General features: G+C 65.0%; 19 protein-coding genes. 6 read left to right on the top strand and 13 right to left on the bottom strand.

Going from position 1 to position 21,375, the window contains the following annotated elements:
• The 7 genes from AU072_RS21095 to AU072_RS21125 all read right to left on the bottom strand — a co-directional run.
• Positions 1 to 1,243: MCE family protein (locus AU072_RS21095; RefSeq protein WP_064415620.1), on the bottom strand; the 1,243-nt coding region annotated here is incomplete at its 3' end.
• The gene (locus AU072_RS21100) at positions 1,240 to 2,268 is read right to left on the bottom strand and encodes an MCE family protein (protein ID WP_064415601.1); all 1,029 of its coding nucleotides are present in this window, start codon (positions 2,266 to 2,268) and stop codon (positions 1,240 to 1,242) included. The genes AU072_RS21095 and AU072_RS21100, both read right to left, overlap by 4 nt.
• Positions 2,269 to 2,299: 31 nt before the next feature.
• Positions 2,300 to 3,634, bottom strand: a complete 1,335-nt coding sequence (locus tag AU072_RS21105) for an MCE family protein (protein WP_235629879.1) — start codon at positions 3,632 to 3,634, stop codon at positions 2,300 to 2,302.
• A gap of 52 nt (positions 3,635 to 3,686) precedes the next feature.
• The gene (locus AU072_RS21110; protein WP_174523764.1) at positions 3,687 to 4,493 is read right to left on the bottom strand and encodes an ABC transporter permease; all 807 of its coding nucleotides are present in this window, start codon (positions 4,491 to 4,493) and stop codon (positions 3,687 to 3,689) included.
• Positions 4,494 to 4,537: 44 nt separating this feature from the next.
• Complete coding sequence (locus tag AU072_RS21115; protein WP_120271018.1) at positions 4,538 to 5,332, bottom strand: MlaE family ABC transporter permease; 795 nt, start codon at positions 5,330 to 5,332, stop codon at positions 4,538 to 4,540.
• 449 nt (positions 5,333 to 5,781) lie between these two features.
• A complete protein-coding gene (locus AU072_RS21120) occupies positions 5,782 to 6,435 on the bottom strand; it encodes a TetR family transcriptional regulator (RefSeq protein ID WP_064415603.1) in 654 nt (217 codons plus the stop codon).
• Between the two features lie 108 nt (positions 6,436 to 6,543).
• The gene (locus AU072_RS21125; protein ID WP_064415604.1) at positions 6,544 to 8,073 is read right to left on the bottom strand and encodes an aldehyde dehydrogenase family protein; all 1,530 of its coding nucleotides are present in this window, start codon (positions 8,071 to 8,073) and stop codon (positions 6,544 to 6,546) included.
• Positions 8,074 to 8,178: 105 nt separating this feature from the next.
• Between AU072_RS21125 and AU072_RS21130 the strand changes: the two genes are divergently transcribed.
• The 6 genes from AU072_RS21130 to AU072_RS21155 all read left to right on the top strand — a co-directional run bounded on the left by AU072_RS21130 (position 8,179) and on the right by AU072_RS21155 (position 14,568).
• The gene (locus AU072_RS21130) at positions 8,179 to 8,373 is read left to right on the top strand and encodes a ferredoxin (RefSeq protein WP_064415605.1); all 195 of its coding nucleotides are present in this window, start codon (positions 8,179 to 8,181) and stop codon (positions 8,371 to 8,373) included.
• An 82-nt stretch (positions 8,374 to 8,455) separates the two neighbouring features.
• Entirely contained in the window at positions 8,456 to 9,082 is a 627-nt protein-coding gene (locus AU072_RS21135) for a TetR/AcrR family transcriptional regulator (RefSeq protein ID WP_064415606.1), read from the top strand.
• 160 nt (positions 9,083 to 9,242) lie between these two features.
• The gene (locus AU072_RS21140) at positions 9,243 to 9,980 is read left to right on the top strand and encodes an SDR family NAD(P)-dependent oxidoreductase (RefSeq protein ID WP_235629878.1); all 738 of its coding nucleotides are present in this window, start codon (positions 9,243 to 9,245) and stop codon (positions 9,978 to 9,980) included.
• A 7-nt stretch (positions 9,981 to 9,987) separates the two neighbouring features.
• On the top strand, positions 9,988 to 10,626 hold the full coding sequence (locus tag AU072_RS21145; RefSeq protein WP_064415607.1) for a TetR family transcriptional regulator: 639 nt from the start codon (positions 9,988 to 9,990) through the stop codon (positions 10,624 to 10,626).
• Positions 10,627 to 10,720: 94 nt separating this feature from the next.
• Positions 10,721 to 13,123, top strand: a complete 2,403-nt coding sequence (locus tag AU072_RS21150; protein WP_064415608.1) for a CaiB/BaiF CoA-transferase family protein — start codon at positions 10,721 to 10,723, stop codon at positions 13,121 to 13,123.
• Positions 13,120 to 14,568: an aldehyde dehydrogenase gene (locus AU072_RS21155; protein WP_064415609.1), complete on the top strand. Its 1,449-nt coding sequence runs from the start codon at positions 13,120 to 13,122 to the stop codon at positions 14,566 to 14,568. The genes AU072_RS21150 and AU072_RS21155 overlap by 4 nt, the downstream gene beginning before the upstream one ends.
• Here the strand turns inward: AU072_RS21155 and AU072_RS21160 are convergent.
• The 6 genes from AU072_RS21160 to AU072_RS21185 form a co-directional block, all read right to left on the bottom strand.
• Positions 14,565 to 16,091, bottom strand: a complete 1,527-nt coding sequence (locus AU072_RS21160; RefSeq protein ID WP_064415610.1) for a class I adenylate-forming enzyme family protein — start codon at positions 16,089 to 16,091, stop codon at positions 14,565 to 14,567. The two genes, AU072_RS21155 and AU072_RS21160, sit on opposite strands and share 4 nt — an antisense overlap.
• Positions 16,092 to 16,125: 34 nt before the next feature.
• Positions 16,126 to 17,292 (bottom strand): thiolase C-terminal domain-containing protein, encoded by a 1,167-nt coding sequence (locus AU072_RS21165; RefSeq protein ID WP_064415611.1) that lies wholly within the window; start codon positions 17,290 to 17,292, stop codon positions 16,126 to 16,128.
• Entirely contained in the window at positions 17,289 to 17,954 is a 666-nt protein-coding gene (locus tag AU072_RS28875) for a Zn-ribbon domain-containing OB-fold protein (protein ID WP_328586853.1), read from the bottom strand. Before AU072_RS28875 ends, AU072_RS21165 begins: the two co-directional genes overlap by 4 nt.
• A gap of 89 nt (positions 17,955 to 18,043) precedes the next feature.
• Positions 18,044 to 18,940 carry a hypothetical protein gene (locus AU072_RS21175; RefSeq protein WP_064415613.1) on the bottom strand — a complete coding sequence of 299 codons (897 nt, stop codon included), beginning with the start codon at positions 18,938 to 18,940 and terminating at the stop codon, positions 18,044 to 18,046.
• Positions 18,937 to 20,121, bottom strand: a complete 1,185-nt coding sequence (locus tag AU072_RS21180) for an aromatic ring-hydroxylating oxygenase subunit alpha (RefSeq protein WP_064415614.1) — start codon at positions 20,119 to 20,121, stop codon at positions 18,937 to 18,939. The genes AU072_RS21175 and AU072_RS21180 overlap by 4 nt, the downstream gene beginning before the upstream one ends.
• A 16-nt stretch (positions 20,122 to 20,137) precedes the next feature.
• Positions 20,138 to 21,367, bottom strand: coding sequence for a cytochrome P450 (locus AU072_RS21185; RefSeq protein ID WP_064415615.1), 1,230 nt, complete (start codon positions 21,365 to 21,367; stop codon positions 20,138 to 20,140).
• Positions 21,368 to 21,375 lie beyond the last annotated feature (8 nt).

A 21,375-nucleotide genomic window follows, 5' to 3' on the forward strand; every position in this document is an offset into this window, starting at 1 on the left:
GTCCGGGTGGGGGTCCTCCCGGGGCCGGCGCCGGGCCCGGATCCCTGTACGGGTAGCAGCCTGTGGGGCCGGGTAACGGCAGGCCGGGCGGACCGCAGCCCGGGTCTCCCGGGTTTCCAGTGATCGCGTCGGGCAGGTTGAGCCGAGGCTCGCCGCTCTGTCCGGTGCGGGGATAGGGCACCGGGAGCGCCGGCGTGGCCCGCTGACCGACCTGCGGATCGGTGCGCTCCGATGGCAGCAGCACGTTGGGGTCCAGTCCAAGATCGGAGAAGGCCGCGTCCACAAACGGCTGGACGAACTGTCCGGGAAGCAGATTGGCGATGTAAGCCTTGAAGAACGGGCCCGAGGCGACCGATTCTCCGAGTGACATCGCGTACTGGTTGAGGTACTTGATCGCCTGCTGCAATCCGGCTTTGCGGGTGTCGACGATCGCCAGCACCGTGTTGAGCTTGTCGAGTGCAGGACGTAGCTGGGCCTTGTTGTCGGCGATAAAACCGGACAGCTGCTGCGCGAGGCCTGAGAGATTGCCCGAGATCTGTTGCAGGGCATTGCGTTGCGTGAGTAGCTCGGCCAGTAACGCGTTGCTGTTGGCCACCAGTCCCGCCACTTGATCAGCGCGCTCGGCCAGTACGGTCGTGGCCTTGTCGGCGTCAGCCAGCAGGCTACGCAGGGCCGAATCGCGAGTGCCCAGGGTCTGCGCGAACCGGCCCACTCCCTGGACCGCGTTCTGCACGGCGGGCGGCGTGTCCTTGAAGGTTTCGGCCAGTGTGCCCAGGGCCGAGGACACGTCGTCGGTGTTCAGGCTCTCGATCGTCGCGGAGAGATCGCCGAGCGCATCCGGCAGCTGATACGGCGACTTGGTCCGGTCGAGTGGGATGGTGCCACTGAGTCGACCCTCGCCGCGCGGTGTGATCTCCAAAACCTTGGCGCCGAGCAGGCTCTTGGTCCTGATGTTGGCCTCGGTCTGTTCGCCGAGCCGGATGTCGCCGTCGACGTTGAAGGTCACGAGTACTTGCGCTCCATCGAGTTTGACCGACGACACTTCCCCGACGCGGTACCCGGCGACCTGCACCGGAGCGCCCTTCAGCAGCCCTCCCGCCTCGGCGAAGTGCGCCGAGTAGTCGTCGGTGTCGTGGATGAAGGGCAGCTTCTTGTATTGCAGCGCGAGCACGACAACGGCGATCGTGAGCGACAGTCCGATGATGCCAATCAGCACGGGGTTGCGTTCTTGAAAGGATTTCACTTCGGCGCGCACCGTCCCGAGCTCTGCCCGGCCAACTTGATGTAAACCGGTTGGCCGCCTTTGCCATTCACCTTGAGCACCAAGTCGCAGAGGTAGAAGGTGAAGAAATCACCCATGATGCCCAGTCGGCTGAGCACCTTATAAGACTGTGGGATCGTCTCGAGGTACTGATCGAACCACACATGGTCGTCGGCCACGATCGTTGCGACGCGGTCCGTCTGGGTCACCACATCCTTGAGCGGCGGTCGCGCTGCTACCAGCAGGTCGGCGATCGTGCCGGTGGCGGCATTCGTGTAGGCGATGGCATTGGCGACGTCGGTCTTGCGATCCGCCAAACCCTTGGTGAGTTGCGCCAGCGAGTCGACCGCCTTCGCGAACTGCGTGCTCTCCCCGCTAAAGGACCCGACCACCGCGTTCAGGTTGACGATCACCTGTCCGATCAGCTCGTCCCGGTCGGCGAGGGTGCTGGTGATGGCGGCGGCTTGATTCAGGAACGAGCCGATCGTCGCACCTTCGCCCTGAAACACCGAAATGAGCTGAGAGGAAAGCACATTCACTTGCTCGGGATCCAACGCCCGAAAGAGGGGTCGGAATCCGCCCAACAGTGTGTCGAGATCCAGCGCCGGCTCGGTGAGATTCACGTTGATCGTCTCACCGCGGCTGAGCTGCTTCATTCCGCCCGTGCCCTCCAGCAACGCGAGATACCGATCACCGATCGGGTTCTCCCAGCGGACGGCGGCCTTCGACGCGTCGGTGAGTTCCACCGTGGGGTCGGCGGAGAACTCCACGAGGGCGTGCGAGTCCGCGTTGATCGAGATCGCAGTGACCTTGCCGACCTCGACCCCGGCGATGCGGACGAAGTCGCCCGCCTTCAGACCGCTGACGTCGGTGAACTCGGCTCGGTAGAGCTGTTCACTGGAGAAGCGAAACTGCGAGAAGATCGCGAGCAGGCCCATGGTGCCGACCAGACACACGACCACGAAGATCGCGAGGCTGATCGCGGCTCGACTCAGTTTGGTGTTCACGGGTTTCGCTTTCGTCTATGGATCGCGGGGGTCACGGCGGTGGCGGTGTGGCCTCGGCCGGTGGCGGGGGCAGCTGCGCGGGTGCGGGTCCCGCCGGAAGGCCTGGGTAGAGCGGAGTCCCGTCCGCGGCGTACCACGGCGCCCCGTATGGAGGTCCACCGGGATATGGCGGCGGCGGACCAGGGGCCGGCCCTGGCAGGCACTGACCCACGTCCGGAGGTCCGGGGATGGCCCTGGTGACAGGCGTATAGCTGGCCGAACACGTCTGTCCGATGCCGGGGTTGGGCCGCCAGTCCAGCCCGGTTCCATAACCGGTGTTCGTGATCAGCTGGCGCACAGGGAAGTTCGTGGCCACGTCGGGCAGCGACCCGCAGCCGGGCATGCCGCCGGGACCGCCCTTGGCGGCCACGACCGGCAGGTTTTTCGGATAGCGGTAGAGATCGTCGCCAAAGGAGATCCCGGCGTCAAGGAACACAGTGCGACCGTCGCCGCCGAACCACTCGTTGCCTGCCTGGTCCAGGAACACCTTCGCGCCCTGAATCGTGCACGCGTACTCGGGGCGGTACTTCAGCAGCAGGCTCGTCGTCGGTTCGAGCACGTTGATGCCGTTGACGATGGTGTCCTTGTTCGGCCCCAGCAGGGTGGTTCCGCTGTTCGAGAATCCGATCGCGTTCATCAGCAACGCATCCAAGTCCGAGGCGTGTTCCGTGATGGTGTCACTGGTGGTAGTCGCCGCATCGAGCGTGGCCATGATGTCCCCCGCTGCGACGCCGTATGCGTCGCTGACCGCCTTGAACGCACGCCAGTCTGCGGCGACGGTGTCCATCCGCGGATTGATCTCCTTGAGCACCTCGTTAGCGTCGGTCGTTGCTTGACCGATGCGCTCGCCCTGACCCCGGACCCCGTCGGACAGTGCGGTCAACACCGCGTTCAGCTTCGACACGTCGATCTGGTTGAGCAGGCTCACGAGGTGGTCGAAGACGGTGTTGACCTCGGTGGTCACGTTGCGCGAGCGGAGGACCTCGCCGGCGCGCAGCCGTTGCGGGCTCGGTTGGTCGGGGTAGATCAGGTCCACGTATTTTGCACCGAAGGCCGTGGTGGCCTTGATTTCCGCCTCGACGTTGGCAGGGATGCGCTTCACCTGATCCGGAAAGATCTCCAGCTGGAGGCTGTTTCGCCCGCTACCGGCGGTGACGCCGGCGACCCGGCCCACCTCCACGCCGCGCAGCTTCACCTTCGCGCCAGATTCCATCACCAGTCCCGTGCGGTCGGAGACGAGCGTGACCGGAACGTAGCGGGTGAAGGCGCCGGCGAACAACGCCGAGCACAGCGTTACCAGCGCGATGATGGTGCTGAACAAGACCACCGACCACCAAATCGGTGAAATACGTTGGGCCCGCTCGCTAAGTGACACCGCGCTATCCCGCCAGCTGGAAGTTGCCGGATTGCCCGTAGATGGCCAGCGAGACGAAGAGCACGACGAAAACCGCTGAGATCATGGACGTCCTGACGGCGCGTCCAACGGCTTCACCCACTCCGGCCGGTCCACCGGATGCGGTGTAGCCGTAGTACGTGTGCACCAGCATGATGACGACAGCCATCAACACCGCCTGGAAGAACGACCAGATGATGTCGGTCGGATTCAGGAAGGTGTTGAAGTAGTGGTCGTAGACCCCGCTGGACTGACCGTAGACCACGGTGGTGCCAAACCGGGCGGCTAGGAAGGCGGTGATCATCGCGACGCAGTAGAGCGGCATCACGACGATCACACCCGCTATGACGCGGTTCGCGGCGAGGTACGCAACCGACCGCACCCCGATGACTTCGAGCGCATCGATCTCCTCGTTGATCCGCATCGCGCCCAGTTGTGCAGTCGCACCGGCCCCGATGGTGGCGGCCAGGGCAATTCCGGCGATGACGGGCGCAATGAGGCGGACATTGAAGAAGGCCGAGGCGAAACCGGTCAGTGCCTCGACGCCGACGTTCGCAAACTGGTTGTAACCCTGCACGGCAACGAGCGCTCCGGTGGACAGCGTCAGGAAGCCGACGATCACCACCGTCCCCCCGATAATCGCTAAAGCTCCAGTACCCAAACTCATCTGGGCAATTAGCCGCACCGTCTCACCGTTGTAGTGCACGACGGCGTCGCGCATCGACGCCATCGTCTGAAAATAGAATTGCGCTTGTCTGCCGATGCGCACGAGCCCGTCGATGAACCCATTCATGACGTTGCGCAGCTTCGGGAACTCTTCGCTGGGAAGGCTCGTACTCACAATGTCGCCTGTACGCCGACTGCGGTTGCGACGATGTTGATCGCGAACAGCGCTACGAAGGTGAACACGACCGTCTCGTTGACGGCGTTACCGACGCCAGCGGGTCCACCTCCCACCGAAATGCCCTTGTAGCAGGCGATCAAGCCAGCTGCCAGGCCGAAGAGCGTCGATTTGATGAGGGCCACGACGACGTCGGGCGCCTTAGTGATGACAGTGAGGCCACCGATGAACGAACCGGGAGTCACGTGCTGGACGAACACCGAGAACGCGAAGCTGCCGACGAGACCGACAAGAATGACGACCGAGGACAGGAGGGTGGCAACCACGGTGGCCGCGAGAACTCGTGGAACCACCAAGGCCTGAATCGGATTGACGCCCATCACGCGCAGCGCGTCGAGTTCCTCACGGATCGTGCGGGCGCCGAGGTCGGCGCACATCGCAGTTGCACCCGCCCCAGAGACGACGAGAACCGTCACCACGGGCCCAATCTGGGTGACCGTACCGTATGCGGCGCCGGTGCCGGAGTAGTCCGCGGCGCCGAACTCCACCAGCAGGATGTTGAATGTAAAGACGAGCAAAACTGTGAACGGAATCGCCAGCATCAACGTCGGAACGAGTGACACCCTGGCCACGAACCACGCCTGCAGGATGAACTCCCGCCAGGCGAACGGGCGCCGCGGGATCTGGACGAGAACATCGAGCGTCATCGCGAAGAAACCGCCGAGCGCGCCGAAGGGCTTGCTCGCCTTCGTCGCCGAGAACTTGTCGAGCGCCCCGCTGATTCCGGCCATCACCGAAACCCGCGTCGCAGTGTCCGTACCGTCATCAGTCAACGCCACTTAACGAAAGGCCGGCGGACCGGAGTCCCTTGAGGCGGTAGACCTGAGTTCATGTGAGACCTATCCTGACGTGCACAGATATCGGTAGAAAACTAATGCCATGCGGTTTAGCGCTGTCCGACGTCAATCTACTAGCAATAGGTTTAGTTGCCAAGACCCTCGATGCGAGACAATTCACTGTCGAGCGGTCATGTGAACCAGGACACCGGCTGGACTCCCTCCACGAAGGCCTCAGCCGGATTGCGGGATCTGAAGTTCTGCATGGAATTCGGGCGCATCGATTCGGTGCGTCGACGGATCACAGCTGACGCCGCACGCAGGTGCGCGCGCTACCCGAGAAGTGGCGCCAGTGCCAACGGTTCAACGCGGCTATCCGGCGCCGATCGCAGCCAACCGCACGTCTAGGCGGATGACTCCTTGACGCCGTGCCGGTATTCATCGGTGAGCACCACGCCGTACAAGAAGCTGCGAATTCGGTTGGCGAAGAGCTCTTTAACGGTGAGCTCGTTGGCCTCGAGCGCGGCGGTAAGGTTCGGGTGCTCCTCGGGACTTACCGCCGGGAAAAGCGAGTGCTTTGTTCGCGGTCTGTGCATCGCCTCACTGAGGACCGCGCCGACGCAGAGTGTTTCGACGCCATCGAGAATCTGGACGTGCAGATGGACCGGTACACCCGACCTGTAAAGGTAAAGGGCCGCATCCTCGAAACCGGCGACGAGGGTCTCGCGCGGGAGGTGCTCGATCAAGACGGACGCGGCGTTGCGGTGCCGCAGTACCGACTGCCGGAAGTTCAGTCCGAAGCTCACGAAGTACTCCGGCCAGTCAGGTCCCGGTGGTCGCCGCGGACGGATGACCGACTTGCCCGCAATGTAGCGCGCCACCGCGATGAGGATTTCGTCCTTGCTGCCGAAGTGGTGGTAGAGCGAGGGCGGACGTACGCCCAGGTGGTCCGCGAGTCGGGGAAGGTTGAACCCGCCGAGACCCTCTTCATCGATGATCTCGATCGACGCCTCGACGGCAGCCGTTCGGCTGATCAACGGCTTGGAGGGCCTGGGCACGTGGGTGATCCTTACCGTCGGGCGGCGAACCGCGCTTTGTCGCAACTATCGAGTATAGGCAGGGCGATGATCAAAAGCGGTGCATAGCAGCGCGTTTGATACGCCCCGTCAACGTCCGAGGCGACGGCGCCAATCGTGCGCTCCCAGCAGCCGCACCGCCCGCGCCATCAGGCGCGAGCGGGCGGGCACCACCGGGTACCACATCGGCTCCGACTTCAGCGGCAGCCTCTCCTCCACCACGGACTGCTGCCGGCAGTACTTGAGAACGCCCTGCGCCCCACCGAATCGGGTACCGAGTCCCGAGTTTTTCCAGCCGCCCATCGGGATCGGAAGTTGAAAGGTGGCCACGAGCGCGTTGTTGATCGACACCGACCCGGCTTCAATGCGACGAGAGAGGCGATTGGCCCGCCGATTGTCCCGAGTCCACAGACTCGAGCTCAAGCCGTACTCGGAGTCGTTGGCGAGCGTGATCGCCTGGTCCTCGCCGCTCACCCGCATGATCGCCAGGGTCGGACCGAAAGTCTCCTCGCGCATGCACCGCATCGTATGGTCCACGTCGACGAGAACTGTTGGTGCGAAGCCATTTCCGGGTGTGCGTCGGCCACCGGTGAGTATTCGCGCACCCTTGGAAACGGCATCGGCGACGTGTTCGGCGACGATATCCAACTGACTAGGCGTGACCATCGCTCCAATGTCGCTCGCATAGCTGCCCGGCGCGTCCATACCCTGCCGCAGTGCGGTCACCCGGTTGGTCACCAGCTTCACGAACTCGTCGTAGACGGGTGCTTCAACATACACTCGCTCAACGCCAACGCAGGCCTGCCCCGAGTTGGTCATCCCACCCCACACCGCAGCACCGGCCGCACGCTGCAGATCGGCGTCGGCCAGCACCACCATCGCGTCCTTTCCGCCCAGCTCCAGGCTGCACGGGATCAGGCGCTCAGCACACCGGACGGCGATGGACCGTCCGGTCCGGACCGATCCGGTGAACATGACCATGTCGACCTCGTCGACCACCGCGACGCCGGCCTCGCGTCCCCCGGTCGCCGCGGCCAGCACCGGCGGGGCGCCGATCTCCTCGCGCCAACCTCGCACCACTTCGGTCCACGTGAGTGGTGTGACCTCCGACGGCTTCGACACCACTGCGGCACCGGCAACCAGAGCTCCCACCACGTCCATCATCGGACCGGCCAGCGGCCCGTTCCACGGGGTGATCAAGCCGACCAACTGATGGGGTCGCACCTGCACCCTCAGCCGACGCATCGCGTTTGCGGCACCCGCGGGCTTGACCCTCCGATCGGCGAGAAATCGCTCAGCATTTCCGGTGAAGTAGTTGATGACATCGACAGCAACCGACATCTCCAGCGACGCGTCGGCCCACGACTTCCCCGTTTCCTGCTGCACCATCTCCAGCAGTCGTCGTTCGTTGTCGAGTAGCCAATCCAGCCAGCGCCGCAGATGCACACTGCGGCCACCCGGTCCCAGCGCCTCCCATTGAGATTGGGCCTCACGCAGTTCAGCGCACAGGGCCGCGACCTCGTCACCGCTGAGATCCGGCACGGTCCCGATGTCGCGTCCATCGACGGGGCACTGGACGGTGATTACGGGACGTCCCGCAACTACGGCTGGGCCTGACATCGTTGTGCCCCCTCGGGTCGTTGACCGTGATTTACCTAAGATCATAAGGTTTATCGGGACGGCTGCGCAACGACCGTCTCGACCGACAGACAAGGAGAACCGACGATGAAGGTCCGTCTCGAGCGCTCGAAATGTGCCGGACACGCGCAGTGCTACGCCGTCGATCCGGATCTCTTTCCGATCGATGACGAAGGCTTCTCCACGCTCGATGTCCGGGACGTGGCTCCCGGCGACGAGCAGGCGGCGCGCGACGGCGTCGCGTCCTGCCCGGAACTAGCCTTGATCATCGAAGGCGACTGACACGACCGACCTACGGCGCCGCTCTTTACAGCTGACAAACAACGTATACTGTCACGGGCACGGGCGGCCGACGGGAGTGCACATGCCTCGACGCAGGGACGGATCCGGCCTAAGCGTGGATGTCGACGAGGCTCGCGAGCAGATTTTGGCCGCCGCGGAAGCCGTGATACTGCGCTACGGAATTCCCAAGACCACAATGGACGACATCGGCAAGGAGGCTGGCGTATCCCGCCCGACTGTCTATCGGTACTTCGGTGACCGAGATGCGTTGATCGGCGCGCTTATTGAGCGCCGCTCGCGCATGCTCTTCGGGCGCGCGCGAAAGTTCATCCTGAGCCACGAGACCTTCGCCGACCAGCTGGTGGAGGGCCTCGTGTACCTCGTCGACCACGGCCGCAAGGATCCCATCGTGCGGATCCTCGTCAGCCCCGAGCACATGGGCATGACGTCGCCGATCGTCGGCGAATCGAACCTGGCGGCCGGCTTGACCGCCGAAATGTGGGAGCCGATCTTTCAACGGGCTATCGACCGTGGTGAGATCCGCAGCGACATCGACCTATCCGCCGTCGCGGAATGGCTGGCTCTGGTGCAGTTCATCATGGTCGGCCGACTCGACTTCTCGCCATCGGAAGACCCCGACCACCGCGAGATGTTGCGCGCGTTCGTGTTACCCGCGTTCTGCCCCGTCGACGACAGGGTGGGTTCCTGACCCCTCCGGCATCGAGCCAGTGTGGCAACGGAAAGGGGCGGCGCTGCGGCAGTCGCTAAACCTATACTCATTAGGTTAAGATCCGTCGCGACAAGTCCCATCGAAAGGACGCGATGTGTTGAGTGAGACTCGACGGAAGTCGGTACTTGACCTTTTTGGATTGACCGGCTCCGTCGCGGTTGTCACCGGGGCGGGCAGCGGTCTTGGCGCAGGGATCGCCGTCGCACTCGCCGAGGCGGGAGCGCACGTGGTGGTCGCCGGCCGCCGCCGCGGACACCTGGAGCAGACCGCCGCAGCTGTCCGGGATACCGGCCGAGCATGCATCGCCGTCCCCACCGATGTCACGAAGCCGCTCGACTGCCGAGATCTCGTCGACGCGACGATGGCCGAGTTCGGTCACGTCGATGTGCTGGTGAACAACGCAGGCGTGTCCAGCGTCGCACCGGCGTCGTCGGAGAAACCAGAGGAATTTCGCTGGGTCGTCGAGGTCAACCTGTTCGGCGCCTTCTACGCTGCGCAGGCCTGCGCACAGGTGATGCGCAGGGGCTCGAGCATCGTCAACGTGTCCAGCATGCTCGGCCTGATGAAATCCGCGCTGCCACAGGCGGCCTACGCCGCCAGCAAGGCCGGCCTGATCGGGCTGACGCGCGACCTCTCGAATCAGTGGGCCGCGCGTAAGGGCATCCGCGTCAATGCCATCGCACCGGGATTCGTCGAGACCGACATGATCAATGAGATGTCCGCGGAGACACTGCAAGAATTCCTCGCGGGGTGCTCACTCGGCCGTATCGCCACTCAGCGCGAGGTCGATGCGGCGGTCGTGTTCCTCGCGAGTTCGGCCTCCAGTTACATCACGGGATCGACGCTCGCCATCGACGGCGGAACCTCCGGGCATTGAGCTTGCGATGGCACGACCAGCCAAACCTCTGATCGTTCGTTCGGCAGCCATCGTCGCCGCCCTCGAGATCATTGACGCCGAGGGACTGGAGGCGTTCAGTGTGCCGCGACTCGCCGCGCACATGGGCGTGCGCGCTCCGTCGCTCTATCACCATTTCCGCAGCAAGAACGAAATCCTGCGGGCAGCCGTCGGCCTTGTCGCCGGAACCGCGATCGTCCCGACGGGCATGCTTCCCGGACCGACCTGGCCCGAACACTTCGTCGCGTTGGCGGTGCAGTTCCGTCTCTCGCTGTTGCGATACCGCAATGTCGCCCCGCTATTGCTGCGGTATCCGCCGCGCGACCTCTTGATGGGCGGGTACGAGGCCGCGATCGAATTCCTAGATACATCGGGCGTGCCGAAGGCTCTGCACATCCGCATCGTCGACGGTATGGAAACACTTGCGGTGGGCTCGGTGCTCAGCGAGGCGATCGATGCAGAACATCACCAAGCCACCGGCTTTCGTGACGCCGATCCGGTGCGGCAGCCCATGCTTGCCGCCGCTGTGCGCGCGAGTCCGTTGGCACCCGAGGAGTTGTTCGAGACGAAGGTGCGCGGGTTTCTGCTCGGCGTCGTCCTCGATAAACCTAACGCCATGAGGTATTGACGGGCGAAGCCGCCGTTCCATAATCTAATGACATGAGGTTTATCGAGCATTTCATCGGCCGCCCGCTGCGAGATGGGTGAGCTCGAGTTGCGCCATGGATGACGCCGTGCTGGCCGGGGTGCGGGTGCTCGACGCTTCCGTTCGCGAGGCCACCGCGGTGGGACGCCTGCTCGCCGACCTCGGCGCGGACGTGCTGAAGGTCGACCTGCCCGCCCGAGTGGCCACACCTCAGCGCGCACCCCTGGTCGCGGGAGTGAGCGTGGCGGCGCTGCTGAACGACGCCAACAAGTGCACCGTGACGCTCGATCCCGCCAACGACGACGACAGGCACCGCTTCCTCGCGCTCGCCGAATCGGCCGACATCGTGATCGACAGCGGAAACCCCGGTCAGTCAGTCGATTTCGGCCACCCGGCGATTCAGCTCCCGGATCGCTTCAATCACCTCGTGGTGCTGTCGATCACCGACTTTGGCACCCAAGGACCCCGAGCCTCGTGGCGCGCCTCCGACCCGGTGCTCTACGCGCTCTCTTCTGTCCTGTCGCGATCGGGCCCACCCGGCGCATCGCCGGTTCTCCCGCCCGACGGCATCGCATCGGCAACCGCCACCGCTCAGGCCGCCTGGGCCGCACTCGTGGCGTACTACCAGCGTCTGCGCACCGGGCGCGGCGACTTCGTCGACTTCTCGCGCTTCGAGGCGATCCTGCAATCGCTGGACCCGCCGTTCGGAGCGCAGGGTCAAGCCGCCGCGGCACGCGGGATCCAATCGGCGCAACGCGGACGTCCGAAACGCCAAGACTCCTACCCGATCTTCGCCTGCCGCGACGGATTCGTCCGCATCTGCCTGCTCGCACCCCGCCAATGGCGGGCCATGCGGTCGTGGCTCGGTGAGCCCGAAGCTTTTCAAGATCCCAAGTACGACCACATTGCGGTCCGGGCGGCCGCTTTCGAAGAGATCGGCACGATGATCGCCGACCTGTTCGCCGACCGAGGCGCCGCCGAACTCGTCGAGGACGCCACGGCAAGGGGGGTTCCAGTGGCCGCGGTGCTCACCGCGCGCGGCATCCAGTCCTCATCACACTTCCGCAGGACCAACGCATGGACCCGGGTCGCCGTGACGGCAGAGACTGCAATCGACGTTCCAGACGGAGCGATCGTCATCGACGGGCGTCGCGCGGGCATCCGCCACACCTCGCGACCTGCAGCCGGCGAGTGGCCGCCACGCCCGAGATCCGCCCCATCGGCTTCTGCAACGCAGCCCGTGGCGCGACCGTTCGACGGCTTGCGGATCCTCGACCTCGGAGTGATCGTCGCAGGCGGAGAACTCGGGCGGCTGTTCGCCGACCTCGGCGCCGACGTCGTCAAGATCGAGAGTCCCGCCTATCCCGACGGTCTGCGTCAGGCCCGCCAGGGCCAGGTTATGAGCGAGTCCTTCGCGTGGACGCACCGCAACCAGTCGGCTCTAGGACTCGACCTGCGCACCGACGGTGGCGCGACACTGTTCACCCGGCTCGTCGAACACGCCGATGCGGTATTTGCAAACTTCAAGCCGGGAACACTCGCCTCCCTTGGCTTCTCGTACGCCGATCTGAAACGGATCAAGCCCGGGGTCATCCTCGCTGAAAGCAGCGCATACGGCGACCGCGGGCCCTGGAGCGCACGCTTGGGCTACGGGCCGCTGGTACGAGCCTCGACCGGAATCACCCACCTGTGGTCGGACGGCGACGCGGAGCCCGGCACTCGGCATCCGTTCGGCGACGCGGTCACGGTGTTCCCCGATCACCTCGTGGCGCGCCTCGCCGCTGTCGCGACCCTCGCCGCGCTGATCCGGCGAGACCGCGTCCATCGCGGGGCGCACGTCCATCTCTCGCAGGCCGAAACCGCCATCAGCGGACTCGGAGTCACCTTCGCCACTGAGTGGGCGCGCGCGGCCGGCGGGCCCGTCACCAACGACCTCACCGTCCATGCCGTGTCCCCCTGCGACGGCGACGACGAGTGGTGTGTGGTCACGATCGGCAGCGACGACGAATGGCGCGCGGTGGCAACCACGCTCGGCCAGGCCGAACTCGCCACCGACCCGAGGTTCGCCACTTCGGAGGAACGGTATCGAAATCGCGTGGATCTGCGGGCGCACCTCGCCGAATTGACCCGAAAGCGCGCGCCGCAGACCGTCGCCACACTCCTGCAACGGGTGGGTGTCGCCGCGGCACCGATGCAGCGGGGCACCGACATCCTCACCGATCCCCAGGTCGTGGCGCGCGCGCTGTACACCGATATGACGCACCCCCTGTTCGACACGGCGCTGCCGACCGAGACGCGACCCGCACGCTATCGGCACATTCCGCGGGCCGAACTGCGACCGGCACCGGTCCTCGGACAGCACACCCGCGATGTCTGCCGACGATGGCTGGGCCTTGACGGTCCCGCTGTTGATCACCTCATCGCCGAGGGTGTGCTGTTCGAAACGCCCGCGCCAAACCCGGAGGTACCCCCCGGATGACCTCGTTCATCGACACCCCATCCATCTACGTCGACGGCAACTTCCGCCGGGCCGCGAAGGTGACTCCCATCGTGGAGGCGGCCACCGGAACCCACCTGGCCGATGGACCCTGCGCCACCGAGGCCGACGTCGACGACGCCGTGGCCGCCGCACGAGGGCCGGCGGCTGCGGCGTGGGCGGCTGCGGACCCCCGTGATCGGGCTGCGGCGTTGAAAGCCTTCGCCAACGGGTTGCGCACTCGGGCCGAGCGCACCGCCACCCTGGTATCCCGCGAGAATGGGATGCCGATCACGTTGTCGCGCCTGGTCAATGGCGCCTTCCCAGCGATACTTGTCGGCTACTACGCGAAACTGATCGCAGCCTGGGAAGCCGAGGAGATCCGTCCCGCGCTCATCGGACACACCATCGTCCGGCGTGAACCAGTTGGAGTCGTCGGGGCCATCACGCCGTGGAACTACCCACAGGCACTGGCGATCATGAAGATTGCGCCCGCGCTCACCGCCGGATGCACCGTGGTTCTGAAGTCCGCACCTGAAACCGCCTTGGACGCATTGATTTTCGCAGAGGCCGCGGACGAAGCCGGCCTGCCGCCAGGAGTTCTCAACGTGGTGCCAGGTGACGCGTCGGCCGGCGCACATCTCGTCGCGCACCCCGACGTCGACAAGGTCGCGTTCACCGGGTCCACCGCGGCAGGCCGCAGGATCGCCGCTGAGTGCGGCCAGCTCATTCGGCCGGTCACCCTGGAGCTCGGCGGCAAGTCCGCCGCGATCATCCTGGACGACGCCGACGTGGCGGCCACCATTGCCGGCCTTCGCTCGGCGTCGTTCGTCAACAACGGGCAGACCTGCCACCTGAGCTCGCGAATTCTGGTCCCCTCGTCGCGGTACACGGAATTCGTCGACGCGGTGGCCAGGCTCGCCACCGAACTTGTTGTCGGCGACCCCCTCCAGGACAACACCGAAATCGGGCCGTTGGTCAGCGCGCAGCAGCGCGATCGCGTTCTAGAGTACGTCGAACTGGGCATTTCCAGCGGCGCGAAACTCGTTGCGGGTGGCGGGATCCCCAAGGATCGGACGGCCGGGTGGTTCGTCGAACCGACGGTGTTTGCTGACGTCGACAACGCCGACCGGCTCGCCCAGGAAGAAATCTTCGGACCCGTTGTCACCATCACGCCGTATACCGACGACGCCGACGCCGTGCGCCTCGCCAACGACAGCGCGTTCGGTCTGGCGGGCACGGTGTGGTCGCCAGACACCGCACGTGCCACCGACATCGCCAGGGCCGTGCGCACCGGTTCGATCGGTATCAACGACTACCAGCTCGACATCCAGTCACCGTTCGGCGGCGTCAAGGCGAGCGGACTGGGCCGCGAGCTCGGCCCCGAGGGCTTGGCGGCGTACCACGTCACCAAGTCGATCTACCGGAATGGTCCGGCCCAGAGCTAACGCGCCTTTTCGAACCGCTCCGCGATGTCGCGGTACTGGTCACGGATCACACGCTTGGCGATCTTGCCGCTCGGGAGCCTGGGCAGCGGATCCGAGTTGAGCACCACGTAGCGGGGCACCTTGTAATCCGAGAGCACCTTCTCGCAGTGGGCGATGACCGCAGACCCATCGAGACCTTCGTGTCCGTCCGCGACGGTGATGATCGCCGCAGGTGTCTCACCCCATCGTGGGTCGGGCGCGGCGATCACCGCCACCTCAGCCACGCCGTCGAGAGTGGCGATGGCCGCCTCGAGTTCCACCGGCGAGATGTTGATCCCGCCCGAAATGATGAGATCCTTCAACCTGTCGACGAAGGTGATCCGCCCGTCAGCGTCGCTGGTACCGAGGTCACCGCTGTGCAGCCAGCCGTCCCGAATGGCCGCCGCCGTCGAGACCGGATCCTCCCAGTAGCCGGGTGTGACACCCGGGCCGCGCACGACGAGTTCACCTTGCACTCCGGCGTCGGCCAGCGAGCCATCCTCGGCCATGACGCGCACCTCGGTGAAGATCGAACCGCCACCACACGAGTTCGGATGTTGCAGCGCTTCGTCTTTCAAGGTCGCGGTGGCCACACCTCCGGATTCGGTCATACCGTAGATCTGGCGGAGCAGCACGTTCTTGTCGGACCAGCGACGCAGCAGATCCGGCGGAACGGCGGCACCGCCAACGATCGCGGTCTCGAGGCTGCTGAGATCCGCGGTATCGAATTCTGGCGCTCGCGAAAGGGTTTCGAAGATCACCGGCACACCGAACAGGGCTCGCACTCGATGCTCCTCGATGAGGTTGACAGCGCGCGAGGCATTCAGCTCGGGCTCGACGATCAGCGTGCCGCCTAGCACCATGGTCACCAGTAGGCCGTAGACCAATCCAGGGGTGAATGCCAGCGGAAGGACGAGCAGCGTCACCGTCCCCGGACGGAACCCCTCCTCGGTCAGGGTGTTCTCGAGCACGATTCCGAGAAGCGTCTGGTTGGTGAGGATCACACCCTTGGACAGGCCGGTGGAACCACTGGTGAAGATCAGCGCGATCGGGTCCTCGAGCCCGCGATCGATGCAGAAGTCTTCCGGACCTCCGTCCCGGAGCGTATCGACGGCGTCGAAGCCAAGCAGGGCGAATTCCCGGCCGCTGCCTTTGGCCTCCGTCGCTGCGGCGAGTGGTCCAGGTCCGGCGACCATGGCGCTTAGGCCCGAGTCATCGGCCACTTTGCGGATCTCAGCGGGTTTGAGCCTGGCGTTGAAGGGCACCAGCAGCGCCCCTGTCTTCAGAATCGCCAGCGCGATGACGGGCCACTGCAGCGCATTGGGTGACAGCAGACCCACGCGATCGCCTGGCTTGACGCCCTCGTCGACGAGCTTGCGCGCCACTCGGCTCGACCAGTCCTGCAACTCACGGTACGTGAGCTGTTCTGCGCCAACGCGGATCGCGACGCGGTTACCCTTCGTCCTGGCCCACCATTTCAACGCGGACCCCACCGTGGCAGCCATGTTCCTCCTTCACGATCTCGGCGCTCGCACCGGCTCACAATGTCTGTAGCGATCCGAACACCGTCGAACTCACCAACGGTGCCATGGGTCCGCCGATCAGAAGAGAGATATCCGCATCTGCAACGGGATTCGACGATCCTCCCCGGATCTGCCGGACGGCCTCGACGACGAGTCCGATGCCGTGCACGAAGCCCTCGGCGATGTTGCCACCCGCGGTGTTGATGGGCATCGCACCCTGCGGAACCGTCAGGTTCTCCACCGTCATGAACTCCCCCGCATCAGGTCCGGGCGGGCACAGCCCATGGTCGATCATCGATGCCACCGCCGGGCCTGTGAAGTTCTCGTATACCTGCGCGACATCGACCTCAGCGGCGGTGATCCCGGCCCCGTCCCAGAGCCGCCGCACGAGTGCCGGGTGATAGCCCGCAGTGGTGTACAACACCTCGTTCTCCGTCGACTCGGTCCAGCCGGAAGCGGCACCCTGGACACCCGAGAGGATCACCGCAGGTACACCGCGGTAGTCGGCGCTCCGGTCGGTTCCGACAACGAGAATTGCTGCTGCACCGTCATTTTCGCGTGAGCAGTCGTAGAGGTGTAGGGGCTCGGAGATCAGCCGACTGTTGGCGTACAGCTCGTGGTCGAGCGGCCTGCCGTACGCCACGGCGCGAGGGTTGTTCTGCGCGTGGTGGTAACCGGCCATCGCGACGGATTCGAGCGCCGAGGCGGGCACACCGTCCACCTCGAGCATCCGTTGCGTGCGCAGAGCGCACACCTGCGCCGGGGCCATGACGCCGTGCGCCGAGTACAGCGAGCCGAGGTGCCCCTTGGCGAAGGCCCGTCGTCCGTCGACGGCTTCGCTGAGGCCCCGGTAGACCGCGACGCACTTTGCCTGCCCGCTGTACACCGCGGCGGCCGCACAGTTGACCGCCGCGGCAACGCCTCCCCCGCCGCCGCCCCACACCTCTGTCGACCAGCGGACCTCGTGCACGCCAAGCGCGGCGCCGATTGCCAACCCCTCCGACGAATCGCCGCCGTAAGAGACGAATCCGTCGATCTGGCGCGGATCGCAGTCGGCGTCCACACATGCAGCGAGAATCGCCTGCAACACCAATTGTGCGGACGTATGCACGCTCGTGCCCCGGCGGAGGTACTCGGTGGCGCCGACGCCGACAACCGCGGTCGCGCCGCGGAAACCGCTCACAATGCCGGTCCGTCGAGATGCCACCGCACCAACGGCCAGTGTTCGTCGTCCGGCGGCTGTTCGATGACACCGCGCACGGAGGCGCCGATTGCGGGTGTCGCCCCGTCGGCGTTGGCGAGCACCCCGAGGACGCGCTTCGACCCTGCGGCCGGCAGTTCGACGAGCACCACGACGTAGGGAAGGTGGCCGGTGCTCTCGCGGGTGAACGGCTGCCACGTGCGTGTCCATGAGTAGATGGCGCCGACGGGATCGACTGGCTCCCAAATCATCTCGAATCCGTGGCAGGACGGGCAGATCGGCCGAGGCGACCATACCCACGTGGCGCAGTTCAAACACCGTTGGAGCAGCAGTCGGCCATCTCGCAGACCCTCCCAGTGCGGCGCGTCCAAACCATCCTCACCGGGTCCCGTCACGTCCATCCACGGTGGCGTGTCCGGGATGTTGCGCACACTGAGCACGCGCCAACTGCCGTCGTGGTATCGCACCCATCGGCTGCGCAGTTCGAACCAGCCGCCGTCGAGTTCGGTGTAGCGGATCACCGCGTCGAAGCGGCCCTGGCCGACGTCAGTGATCCGGCGCACCTCGGCGTCCCGCAGTCGATTGGGAACGTCGGCCGATGCGATCAGCTGGCCGATCCTGTCGGGCAGGAAATCGGCCAACACTGCGGAATTATCTGCTGCAGCAACCGATTTGCCGTGAGCTTCGACAGTGCTGGCCAAATCAGTCGGGACCGTAACGTCCAGGACGACGCTCATCGTCGACCACCGAGCTGGAATCGCACGTCGGTCCGGTCATGCTGGAAGCCTGAGAGCCGGCAGGCGTTCACCCACTCGGCGTCGTTGGAGTCGACATACATGATCACACCACCGAAACCGGCTTCGTGGGCGACCGCAGCAGCACCGTCGAGCAGTCGGCGTCGCGCCTGAACCGACGCCGTAGGTGCCGCGCTGGCGGCCGAGATCGTCGCACACTGACCGAATTCCTCCGAATCGACCGGCTCATGGTTGATTTCGACCACACCTGCTACTCGCCCCGACTCGCGCAACGCGAGAAGATCTCCCAAGCCCGTGGAGTTGGCCCACCCGAGCGTCTCGTCGATCGCGGCGACGGGTAGCGATTCCAAGACGTGTGCGGCCGCTGCGTCCTCGGATGAATCGGTAGAACGGATGAGCTTCCAGACGCGGCGGGTGCGCGGGATGAGGAAACGATCACCCAGCCGCCCAGCGGCAGGGTGGTTGCCCTGCGCCCACCCGGTGATGGTGTGCGCCCCGGTGCCCAGCCAGCCGTCGGGGCCCGACGTGTCCAGACCCACCCGCTCGAGTAGCAATGTGGCAATTCCGATCGATCGCAGGGTCGGGTCGATGACGATGGTGGCCGCCCCCGTTCCCTCGGCGCCCACGGTCATTCTGATCAGCCCCGCGATGCGCTCCGGCTGGTCGGCCTCCCCCAGTCCGGTGCTGTAGGGCAGCATCCAGATCACCAAGTATCGTGTGCGGCCATCCGCTGTACCGATTGACCGTTCGACATCCGCGAAGTCGATTGTGCTGTACTCGGGTTCGGCGTCGTAGCGCGCAGCGCGGTCGAGGAGATCGGCCAGCTGCGCGAGCTCCGCGGGCTCCAACCAGCTACGCCATTCGTACTTAATCATGAAGTCGAGGGCGCCGCTTCCGCGGCGAGCAGCTTCCTGGTCTCGCGACGAAATACCTGGTTCGCTACCTCGTTGCGGCCCAACAGCATATCGCCCGCATCGGCACTGGCCATCCCGCGCTGGGAGTTGCGCAGCAACGGGAAGTCCTCGCTGTGCAGCACCGCCAGGAGGATCTCCCAGTTCTTGTCCCAACGCTTGTTCCAGTGCGCCTCTTCGAGGCCAGACTCCTCCAGTGGCGGCACCATCAAACGCTGCTCCATGCGCGAGCGAGTGGGATCCTGCTGATCGGGACGGAAGGTCAACAGCTGGAAGTGATCCGGTTGCCTCAACAGCGTGCTGTTGGGCAGAAGGAAGTGGGTCTCGGTGACGTACCGATCCAGTTCACGATCGCCAGGGTCCTCTTCGAGCCAGCGGTCGATCGACTTGCGCGGGGCGATGAATCGACAGTGCCGACCGAAGTCCTCGAAGGCCATCACGTTGGTGTGGATCACCTTCCCTGCGGTGTTCGGGTGTGCGTACTGGATGTGATAGCCGTCCAGGAATGCGTCCTGCATGATCTTCCAATTCGTCGGCTCGTCGAAACCTGCCGACCGTACACACTGCAGCTTGTCGAGTTCGTACCCGGCGAGGATGTCGTCCATCTCCGGGCCCAGCCAGGATGCGACGTCGATCTTCGCGTGTGCGTTGTCGATCACCCAGATGAATCCGTGGCGTTCCTCGCAGGGCACCTCGATCAGACCGTGCTCCTTTCGGTCGATCTCACCGAACGTCGCGTCGCGGGTCACCATGCGCAGCTTGCCGTCGGGATCGTAGGACCACCGATGATACGGACACGAGAAGAATCTGCAGCGACCCTTCTCGTTCTCTTCGAGCAATGCCCCACGGTGCCGGCACAGGTTGACGAAAGCCTTAACCCCGCCGTCCTTCTGACGCACGATGATCAGGTTGTTCCGCGGCATCGTTACTGTCAGGAAGTCGTAGGGTTTGGCGAGCTCCGAACCGTGCGCGACGATCGAGGGCACCACGCCGAAGATCAGGTTGCGCTCGCGCTGCGCGAGTGCGGTGTCCGTGAACTCCTCGGCGGTGAAACCCACGACCTCGTCGAACTTGTCGGTCGTCTCGTTCCGGAGTAGTTCCAGCGCACGACGGATGCGATCCTGGCGCGGAAGAGAGGCTGTCATGTCGGCTTTCTACGGTCTACTGTTCTGGCGTGAAGGTGATCGGCATCCGTGCGCAACCACGAACCTGTGTGGAGTGGAACACCGGCGGATCCGAGTCGACGAGCCGGTAGTCGGGGATGCGCCGGTGCAGCTCCTCGAGCGCGATCGTCAGCTCGATGCGACCCAGATGCGAACCGAGGCAGCGATGTACACCTGCGCCGAACGACAGATGCCGGTTGGGCTGCCTCGAGATGTCCAGCTTGTCGGGTGCGTCGAAGTACTGCGCGTCCCGATTGGCCGAGCAGAGCATGAGGATCAGCTGGTCACCTTCGGCGATCTGTACCCCGCCCAGCTCGACATCGCGCGTGGCGCGCCGCCCTGGAACCACCGCGGCTTCGATCCGCAGAATCTCCTCGACGGCCTTGGGAATCAGCGAGGGGTCGGCGACCAGCGCGTCGCGCTGAGTCGTGTTGTTCGAAAGGTGGACGATGGTCCAGGCCAACGAACCCTGCACGGTGTGGAGTCCGCCCATCAAGAGCAGAAAGAACATCCGGAACAGTTCTTCGTCGGTCAGCAGTCGCGGACCGTCGTGGAACGCAACCTCTCCGTTGATGAGCACCGACGATGCGTCATCGCGCGGATTCGCCCGACGGTCGGCGATCACCTCGTTGAAGTAGCCGGCGATGGTCATCGCCGCCATCATCATCGCCTGATCCGATTCCTCCTTTGTGCCGCCCGGCTTGCCGAATAACACTGCGTCGGTCGCCGTGGTGAACAGCGGGGCGTCCGAGATCGGCCAGTCCATGAGCGCCAGGAACACTCGTGCCGGAAGCTCGTGGGCGAACTGCGAGATGAACTCGGCCTCTCCAGCCGTACCGAAGTCGTCGATCAGTTCGTTGACCACGCTTCGGATGTCGTCGCCGAGCCGTTTCATCCGCTGCGGACTGAACAGCGGCTGCAGGGCGTGCCGGTAGGCCGAGTGCTCGGGCGGATCCAGCTCCAGCGGGATGAACCGGCCGAAGTCAGCCGGTGTGACGAGGTTGTTCGGGTAGCTGGAGAAGGTCTCGGCGTCGGTGAGGACTTGGTGAATCTCCTTGTAGTGGGTAACTATCCAGTGCCCGCCATGCGCAGTCGAATAGACCACCGGTCCTTTGCGGGCGAGTCCGGCGATCCGGTCTTGCATGACGTCGACCGGTTCCGCCAGGGTCGGGTCATAGACGTCGAAGTCAACGGTGAGTGCTGGTGGTGCCTGCTCGGTAGTGGTCATGTTGTTAC

It is taken from the genome of Mycolicibacterium novocastrense (assembly GCF_001499835.1).
Classification (GTDB): domain Bacteria; phylum Actinomycetota; class Actinomycetes; order Mycobacteriales; family Mycobacteriaceae; genus Mycobacterium; species Mycobacterium novocastrense.

What these genes read in the sequence shown, in the direction of transcription:
- AU072_RS21110 (WP_174523764.1), bottom strand. Translation starts at nt 4,493, where the DNA reads ATGAATGGGTTCATCGACGGGCTCGTGCGCATCGGCAGACAAGCGCAA.
- AU072_RS21115 (WP_120271018.1), bottom strand. Translation starts at nt 5,332, where the DNA reads ATGGCCGGAATCAGCGGGGCGCTCGACAAGTTCTCGGCGACGAAGGCG.
- AU072_RS21125 (WP_064415604.1), bottom strand. Translation starts at nt 8,073, where the DNA reads ATGTCAGGCCCAGCCGTAGTTGCGGGACGTCCCGTAATCACCGTCCAG.
- AU072_RS21130 (WP_064415605.1), top strand. Translation starts at nt 8,179, where the DNA reads ATGAAGGTCCGTCTCGAGCGCTCGAAATGTGCCGGACACGCGCAGTGC.
- AU072_RS21135 (WP_064415606.1), top strand. Translation starts at nt 8,456, where the DNA reads ATGCCTCGACGCAGGGACGGATCCGGCCTAAGCGTGGATGTCGACGAG.
- AU072_RS21145 (WP_064415607.1), top strand. Translation starts at nt 9,988, where the DNA reads ATGGCACGACCAGCCAAACCTCTGATCGTTCGTTCGGCAGCCATCGTC.
- AU072_RS21150 (WP_064415608.1), top strand. Translation starts at nt 10,721, where the DNA reads ATGGATGACGCCGTGCTGGCCGGGGTGCGGGTGCTCGACGCTTCCGTT.
- AU072_RS21155 (WP_064415609.1), top strand. Translation starts at nt 13,120, where the DNA reads ATGACCTCGTTCATCGACACCCCATCCATCTACGTCGACGGCAACTTC.
- AU072_RS21160 (WP_064415610.1), bottom strand. Translation starts at nt 16,091, where the DNA reads ATGGCTGCCACGGTGGGGTCCGCGTTGAAATGGTGGGCCAGGACGAAG.
- AU072_RS21175 (WP_064415613.1), bottom strand. Translation starts at nt 18,940, where the DNA reads ATGATTAAGTACGAATGGCGTAGCTGGTTGGAGCCCGCGGAGCTCGCG.
- AU072_RS21180 (WP_064415614.1), bottom strand. Translation starts at nt 20,121, where the DNA reads ATGACAGCCTCTCTTCCGCGCCAGGATCGCATCCGTCGTGCGCTGGAA.
- AU072_RS21185 (WP_064415615.1), bottom strand. Translation starts at nt 21,367, where the DNA reads ATGACCACTACCGAGCAGGCACCACCAGCACTCACCGTTGACTTCGAC.